Below are 1710 nucleotides of genomic sequence, written 5' to 3' on the forward strand. Positions count from 1 at the left end.
AGCGTGCGGGAGATTAAGCTTAGGGCATGGGATAAGCTAGAAGAAAAAAGGACCCTCACCGGGCCCCAACCTCACACTAAGTATAACACAGTCCGGTGGGGGTGGACAAGTGAAACTCAAAAGAGCGGCATATAGACACATAGAAGCGGAGATTTACGCTTATTATGATACATTGCAGGCTATGGAGGAATTAAGGCGAGATATCATTCTGGCTGGCGGTACGCATGATGCATATGGTGCCGTGGTAGGTGATAGATACGCCGGCACCAGCATTGTAGAACGCCGGGCGACAAAGCTGGCTGACAGTATATTGCTCCGGGAAATGGAGCGAATTACGAAAGCCATAGCGGACACCTACGCCCGGGCAAAGGAGGAAGGCCGCCGGGTGGTATGGGTGAAGTATGGACTGGCAATTGGCTGGGAACCGCCGGCGGAACTTGCAGCGCGGATGGAGGGGCGGAATAGGTTTGATATGTCGCCAGACGATATGGCGGAAGTGCTGAACGTGGACCGGGCGACGTTTCACCGGTATCGGTCGGGGTTCGTTTATGGAGTAGCCGAAAGGTTGGGGTGGTATTGATATGACTATTTTTGATGAATAGTAACCCTGTGTTAACTTTCATGGTGGTTAGGAGGGATTATATTGATACCTTTGCCGCAAAAAAAATATCAAATAATTTATGCAGACCCGCCTTGGGAATATAAACAAAGTGGAAGTAAAACAAATTCAAGAGGAATGGCTAAACAACATTACTCTACGATGTCAACAGAAGATATATGTAATTTGCCAGTAAGAGAAATTTGCACAGATAATGCTATATGTTTTATGTGGGCAACATTCCCGAATATAGGCGAGGCTTTAAAGGTTATGAAAGCATGGGGTTTTGAATATAAAACGGCAGCATTTGTATGGATAAAAAAGAATAAAAAATCATGGACAAATTTTTGGGGTATGGGTGCATATACAAGAGCAAATGCGGAAGTTTGTTTGTTAGGCATAAGCAAAAAAACAAAAGCAAAACAAATGGTAAAAAGACATGACATACACCAAATAATTGAATCCCCTGTTGAACATCATTCTAAAAAACCTGACATTGTAAGAGATAAAATTGTTCAATTGCTCGGAGATTTACCAAGAATTGAATTATTTGCAAGACAACAAGTGACAGGATGGGATAGCTGGGGTGATGAAATTCCATAAATCAAGAAGTTAAAAGAAATATCATTAGGTATAAAATAAATCTGCGGCTTTTCTGCGACGACTTTCATGGTGGTTAGGAGGAGTGTGAATACTATGGCTAAAGTTTTATACAAAATCGACCGTGGAAGAAAATGGCATGAAGAAATGGCGTTGAAACACTATTTAAAATATTGCACCAGTGAAAAGTGTATTCGAGGGCCAGAGCATCAAAAGAAAGCAAACTGGCATGAAGGATTTTGTCTTGAATGCGTATTTAATCCTTACAACATGGAGGATGAGTAAGATGTCTGCCAAGTGTGATATGTGCGGAAGCATGACTAAATATAAGTATGGAAATGCTGAATCTAAAAAATTAGACGGTACTAGAGTGATCTGCATATTATGGAGTAGCTGAAAGGTTGGGATGGTATTGATAGGTGGTGTTAATGTTGCAACCCATACTGAAATATCCTGGTGCAAAGTGGAGGCTGGCAAAATGGATCATTGAGCAAATGCCACCGCATAAGGTA

3 protein-coding genes are annotated in these 1710 nt (G+C 42.1%); all 3 read left to right on the top strand.

Annotated features, from left to right (window positions below; genetic code table 11):
- Positions 1-109: 109 nt before the first annotated feature.
- The 3 genes from BR02_RS14955 (at position 110) to BR02_RS0113065 (ending at position 1483) form a co-directional block, all read left to right on the top strand.
- Positions 110-580 carry a hypothetical protein gene (locus tag BR02_RS14955; RefSeq protein ID WP_031517794.1) on the top strand — a complete coding sequence of 157 codons (471 nt, stop codon included), beginning with the start codon at positions 110-112 and terminating at the stop codon, positions 578-580.
- 63 nt (positions 581-643) lie between these two features.
- Positions 644-1201, top strand: coding sequence for an MT-A70 family methyltransferase (locus BR02_RS0113060; protein ID WP_476580450.1), 558 nt, complete (start codon positions 644-646; stop codon positions 1199-1201).
- A 93-nt stretch (positions 1202-1294) separates the two neighbouring features.
- Complete coding sequence (locus tag BR02_RS0113065) at positions 1295-1483, top strand: hypothetical protein (protein WP_031517798.1); 189 nt, start codon at positions 1295-1297, stop codon at positions 1481-1483.
- Positions 1484-1710: the final 227 nt, after the last annotated feature.

Origin of the sequence: Desulfofalx alkaliphila DSM 12257, assembly GCF_000711975.1 — a bacterium.
In the GTDB taxonomy this organism is placed as follows: domain Bacteria; phylum Bacillota; class Desulfotomaculia; order Desulfotomaculales; family Desulfohalotomaculaceae; genus Desulfofalx; species Desulfofalx alkaliphila.

What these genes read in the sequence shown, in the direction of transcription:
- BR02_RS0113065 (WP_031517798.1), top strand. Translation starts at nt 1,295, where the DNA reads ATGGCTAAAGTTTTATACAAAATCGACCGTGGAAGAAAATGGCATGAA.